The organism is Stenotrophomonas sp. STEN033 (assembly GCF_056856655.1).
The window spans coordinates 1-4764 of record NZ_JBXFWM010000113.1; the positions used below are offsets into that span (position 1 = coordinate 1).

Annotated in this window: 7 protein-coding genes; 6 read left to right on the top strand and 1 reads right to left on the bottom strand. The window is 54.4% G+C overall.

Going from position 1 to position 4764, the window contains the following annotated elements:
• The first annotated feature begins 248 nt into the window (after positions 1 to 248).
• The 3 genes from AC1VXC_RS20775 to AC1VXC_RS20785 all read left to right on the top strand — a co-directional run bounded on the left by AC1VXC_RS20775 (position 249) and on the right by AC1VXC_RS20785 (position 2130).
• A complete protein-coding gene (locus AC1VXC_RS20775; RefSeq protein WP_481539954.1) occupies positions 249 to 704 on the top strand; it encodes an N-acetyltransferase family protein in 456 nt (151 codons plus the stop codon).
• 121 nt (positions 705 to 825) lie between these two features.
• Positions 826 to 1296: a hypothetical protein gene (locus tag AC1VXC_RS20780; RefSeq protein ID WP_313494682.1), complete on the top strand. Its 471-nt coding sequence runs from the start codon at positions 826 to 828 to the stop codon at positions 1294 to 1296.
• A gap of 270 nt (positions 1297 to 1566) precedes the next feature.
• Positions 1567 to 2130, top strand: a complete 564-nt coding sequence (locus AC1VXC_RS20785) for a hypothetical protein (RefSeq protein WP_481539953.1) — start codon at positions 1567 to 1569, stop codon at positions 2128 to 2130.
• A gap of 515 nt (positions 2131 to 2645) precedes the next feature.
• Here the strand turns inward: AC1VXC_RS20785 and AC1VXC_RS20790 are convergent.
• Complete coding sequence (locus tag AC1VXC_RS20790; protein ID WP_313174256.1) at positions 2646 to 2837, bottom strand: hypothetical protein; 192 nt, start codon at positions 2835 to 2837, stop codon at positions 2646 to 2648.
• Positions 2838 to 3154: 317 nt separating this feature from the next.
• On the opposite strand from AC1VXC_RS20790, the gene AC1VXC_RS20795 reads away from it, so the two are divergent.
• From AC1VXC_RS20795 to AC1VXC_RS20805, 3 genes are all read left to right on the top strand, one after another.
• Positions 3155 to 3520 (top strand): hypothetical protein, encoded by a 366-nt coding sequence (locus AC1VXC_RS20795; protein ID WP_481539952.1) that lies wholly within the window; start codon positions 3155 to 3157, stop codon positions 3518 to 3520.
• Positions 3521 to 3620: 100 nt separating this feature from the next.
• Positions 3621 to 4055, top strand: a complete 435-nt coding sequence (locus tag AC1VXC_RS20800; protein WP_313494687.1) for a hypothetical protein — start codon at positions 3621 to 3623, stop codon at positions 4053 to 4055.
• 69 nt (positions 4056 to 4124) lie between these two features.
• A complete protein-coding gene (locus AC1VXC_RS20805) occupies positions 4125 to 4556 on the top strand; it encodes a DUF695 domain-containing protein (RefSeq protein WP_313174261.1) in 432 nt (143 codons plus the stop codon).
• Positions 4557 to 4764 lie beyond the last annotated feature (208 nt).

The following is a 4764-nucleotide window of genomic DNA, read 5'->3' on the forward strand; positions in this document are numbered from 1 at the left end:
GGATCGAGATGATCTGCTCGTCGGTAAATCGCTTCTTCATGGAGCTCTCCTTGCCTGTTAAGGGTAGAGAACTCACTATCCAAATGGCTACACGTTTCGTCTCAGGTCAGAGTCTGCTATCTTGCATTTGAGCTGCTCTCCACCGTTGTTCTGACGGTTGCACGCAAGATCGATAGCGTTGAGACCTAACAATTCACTCAAGGCGTCGCCGTTGCGCGGCGCGGCTCAATTCTGGTGTTATGCATTGCATGAAAGTTCGTCGCTATCAGAAGAATGATTGGCACCGCATCTGCGAGATTCACGATCTCGCTCGCATGGATGAGCTACGCGGAGCACGCCTGGAGCATGCTTTCCTGCTTCTGGAAGTTGCCGCGGAAAGAGAGAACCTATTTGATTACGATATTCTTGTTGCTGATAAGGACGGCCTAGTCCTCGGCTTCGTGGCCTACAATCAAGATGAGCTTACTTGGCTATATGTAGATCCGGCGTGCTACCGCACAGGGATCGGAGGTCTCTTGGCAAGGTCAGTCCTTGCGGAGCGCCCTGAAGGCCTCTGCATTGAGGTCCTGCAGGGAAACGAAGCCGCTTTGGACTTCTACAAGTCTATTGGCTTTGTTGAGTCGAAGATCGTCAGTGGCTGGATGCCTGGCAATGAGAAGTTTCCCGTCACCGTTCATTGCTTGGCCTATGCCAGCAATGCCTAACAGTTCACTCTAGCCGACGTAGTTTCGCGGGCGCGCTTACGATGTACGCTTACGCTACACCGTCGCACGACCACTGCACTACGCGGCTTTACTCAGGGTGTTAGCTTGCTAAGGAGGGTTTATGGCTATATTCAGTACTGATCTAGGACGCGCGCTCCACCTCACCGCCGCTATAAGCAAGGAGCGTTCTCGACAATGGAAAACGCGCACACGCCCATTGCTGGATTGGCAATCCAGCTCGTTCGATTCGCTGTTAGCCCAAGGTGGTAGTGAAGCAATTGATGCGGCTTGGCAGTCTCTCTATCTAGCTGATTCAACAAGAGAACAAGCCGATCTTCTTCATCGTGAACTCCAAGCGATAATTGAGTTTCAGGGGCCGTTGGTGGGACTTCCCTATAGCCCTGATGAAGATTCTGACGAAGACCCATTTCCAGACCACCCCAAGAAGCGCAAAGAACGACCCTTAAAGAAAGCGATTGAGCTAATTCGCACGTTCCTTGAGAGCGTGAAGGAAATCCTTGGAGAATTGCTTGGGCAAAAATGGAAAGCCGCGCTGCAACTCGCGATAGAAGCGGCAGATGTTTTCACTTGATCCGAGCTAACAATTCAATCAAGCCGCCGTTGCTTCGCAACGCGGCTTGGCTCCAGGGTTTGGACTCACAAGAAATGTCAGAGCGCTATGTACAACAATGGAGCAGCTATCGACGCCGTCATTGGGCTGCGTGCCTCGGGCTTCTGCTTGGCCTTCCAGCAGCATGCTCCGTGGGCTATCTCATGTTTTCTGTAGTGGATCTGGATCCAGGCATCGCCTTGACCATTGCGGGGGTGGCTTGGGGCTGTACCTGGCTTTGGCTGTGCTTCCGTGTCACTCGATTTCCATGCCCTCGCTGCTCCAAGCCATTCCTTGCTGGTCAAGAACCTGCCTTGGCCGCAACGCGTTATTGTTCCAACTGCGGGCTCCAACTGTATGCGTGTGAGCCCTGACAATTCATTCAAGCCGAAGCCACTGCACGGCGCGGCTTCATTCCAGAGCCAGGGGGCTCGCGTGGCATACGACCTGCACATTGAGAAAAACAACAGCCAACCTATCTCAGAGGCAGAGTGGAATGCAGCAGTGCTATCCACCCCTTACGTCCGCAAAGGCACCGGGACAGTGGCAGCCGTGAACCCCAACACAGGGGAACGAATCGAGATCCAGCTGCCGCACAGCAATGCCGAGGTGTGCATCCAGACTGGTACTGGCCCGGAGTCCGAGTGGCAACCGGTTTTTTCCTATAGCATCGGTCGCGTGACGTTTGCGGCCACCCCTGCACTCCTGCAGGATCCGCTCGACCCTGTAAGGCAGGCAGCCATCGCACTCTGTACAAGAATTGGGGCACGGATAGTCGGGGATGAGGGAGAGGTCTATGTCTGGGATATCTCCTGACAACTCATCCCAGCCCAACTTGCTACCCATGTTGGCGTGGTTTCAGAGTTAGGTTGTTCAATCGAACTTTTACAAAGGACGTAATTCCCATGATTGAAAAACGAATTCACAGGTTTTTGCCACTGGCCTTGCTTCTGCTATGCATGGGCATCTGGTCTGCCAGGGTATCGCTGTTTGAAGTATACGATGCTGCAGTGGAAAATAGCGCGCAGCTCGACGCGGCACATCCTGCAAAGAAGTAGGCGGTTGATTCTTTTGCTGAACCCTGACAATTCATTCAAGCCGTAGCCGCTTCGCGGCCCGGCTTTATCCCGTAGCTGGCCTCAGGAGCAAGAAATGCCTCAGCTACTAAAAAGTCTTCTTGTAGGAACTGGATCCGGAGCGGTCACCTGCCTCGCGTCCGTATATACAATCGGCCATACCGCAGCAATCGCAATGCCTTCTGGTTTCCCTATCGCGCTCTGGAACGCAGTCGTTGTCTTTGGCCTGGGTGCGGCGCTAGTCGCATTCCTGGTTCATATCGCTGCGTTGCGGATGTTCTCCTCCCTGCTTATCCCCACATTGATCGGGTTCACGGGGATCACCGTTGCTGCCTTGGCGTGGAAGGGCCTGCTGCCCACGAGCTTCAACGCCTTGACTTCATGGCTCATTGGGGCGTTGTTGGCATCAGCAGTTGGTCGCTGGCTGATGCCTGACAAATCGTTCAAGCCAATGCCGCTCCGCGGCCAGACATAACTCCGGCGTTAGATCCCATCGGACGGCGCATCCTGTTCGTAGACGTTGATGACGCACTGATACGCTTTTGTGGCACCAACCAAATTCCATCTGGATGGTCTCGTGCCCGCGAGTTCAATAAACGGTGCGTCGTACTTTGCCTGTGAAGCTCAAGCGGCGCGGGCATTGCCAAACTTCACAAGCGGCAGTACCTCCAGTTCACGGAGGGTACCTGCCAGTTCATTCAAGCCGAACTCGCCTCGCGAGTCGCGCATAATTCCACACTCAGGTCGCAGGAGGCGCATGCAAAATGGACCCAGAAAGAACAAGAAGACCCGAAATCGTTCAGGCGTTGGAAGCGCTCAAGCGACTTCTCGATGCCCTTCCCGACGTGGGTAATCCGGAGGCAGCGATCGAAGGCCTGGCCAATGCGGCCCGTACAGTTAATCCGAAATGGACTGTCCCACCACTTGGTCACCCGGAGGGAATGAACAAAACCTTCCCTGACGGAACCATCAGAGTGATGCTTCTCGCTCATCAGATATTCGTCAATCCAAATGGCGCCTACAGAATTGTGGATCTCCATCCGCCACAAGCCACATTTTATGAACGCGCCTCCAGTTCCGGCATTCCTTTCGTCGACCCTATGGCTGAGAGCGATGGCGCCGCAGTCTAACAACTCATTCGAGCCGACACCGCTGCTCTGCGCGGCTTAACTCAGGCATCAGGTGCTACCGATGGTTCCATATGGTTTGAGCAAAGAGCAATTTGCGTCGATGTATCAGCGCAAGTTGGACGGCCTTTCAGATCGAGCTATCCACGCGCTCCGAGACCTCCTGGTGCAGCCGATTGGCCGCGGAGTTGATGAGGCACACATTGAGATATTCCCAGACGAGTACGGTGGAACACCAAGCATCTGGGCGTACTGGCGGGGCAAGAACAACAAGGTAGATCACGCAGATCCAAGCCTCTTTCCCGGGAGATCACTTAGGCTTGACCTTGGCCTCGAAGGCCTCCCGAATATTGACGAGCAATACTTTGTAGAGCCTGACGAGTTCCCGGGTCTTCAACTAACGACTTCGCTACTGTCGCGTTGGCTCTCGGAGTCATGGTGGAAAGCCGGTGGGTGGGCATATCCCGTGCCGACAACCCTTGCTGTTCATGACGTTGATGCATTGGAGTGGGTGCAACTCTCCAAGGGTGGCGCCTGACAATTCACTCACGCCGTAGCCGCTTCGCTGCTCGGCTCAATTCAGGCGTCCGGGCGCCAGGGAGGGTTTATGGAAGACCAAAGAGGCTGGGTTCTCGCACGAAGAGAGACCGAAGCCGGACTGTCTTTACTCCGTCTAAAGACGATCGAACCCGAGTTCGACTTCGGTGCCTTTCCTGAGAGATTCAACGTGATTTGGGATTTCCAATATCCCACCAACGCCGGTACTCCGTCAGCTTCAGATTCTGAGGCCATGAAGAGGTTCGAAGATCGAGTCTGCGAACGCATAGAGTCAGACAATCAGGCTATCTTGTGCATGGTCTTCACCAAGCCTGGATACCGGGAGTACGTATTCCTCTCCCGAGACAGAGACAGCTTTCTCACCGTGCTGAACACGATTCCCCGAGAGCCCGACCCTTATCCCATTGAAATACACCATGAAGTGGACAGCGCGCATGAGTTCTATAACTCATACGCAAAGGGCATCCGGGGCGCGCCCTGACAGTTCATCAAAGCCGAACCCGCTTCGCGGGTCGCCCTGATTCAAGTATTGGCATGCCCTGAACAACATCAACAGGATTCTTCAATGATCGATGGAATGACCTGCGTACGGATCTTGTAGCCAATTAGCCAGTGAGTCCGGGGTGGATATTATCTGCCTCGAGCCAAGCCCGTCGAACGGTGGCCGGGGCCTTGTAGCGGTGGGCGCT

Bases quoted from the DNA above. Each gene is read 5' to 3' on its own strand.
- AC1VXC_RS20800 (WP_313494687.1), top strand. From the start codon at position 3,621: ATGTATCAGCGCAAGTTGGACGGCCTTTCAGATCGAGCTATCCACGCG.
- AC1VXC_RS20805 (WP_313174261.1), top strand. From the start codon at position 4,125: ATGGAAGACCAAAGAGGCTGGGTTCTCGCACGAAGAGAGACCGAAGCC.
- AC1VXC_RS20780 (WP_313494682.1), top strand. From the start codon at position 826: ATGGCTATATTCAGTACTGATCTAGGACGCGCGCTCCACCTCACCGCC.
- AC1VXC_RS20795 (WP_481539952.1), top strand. From the start codon at position 3,155: ATGGACCCAGAAAGAACAAGAAGACCCGAAATCGTTCAGGCGTTGGAA.
- AC1VXC_RS20775 (WP_481539954.1), top strand. From the start codon at position 249: ATGAAAGTTCGTCGCTATCAGAAGAATGATTGGCACCGCATCTGCGAG.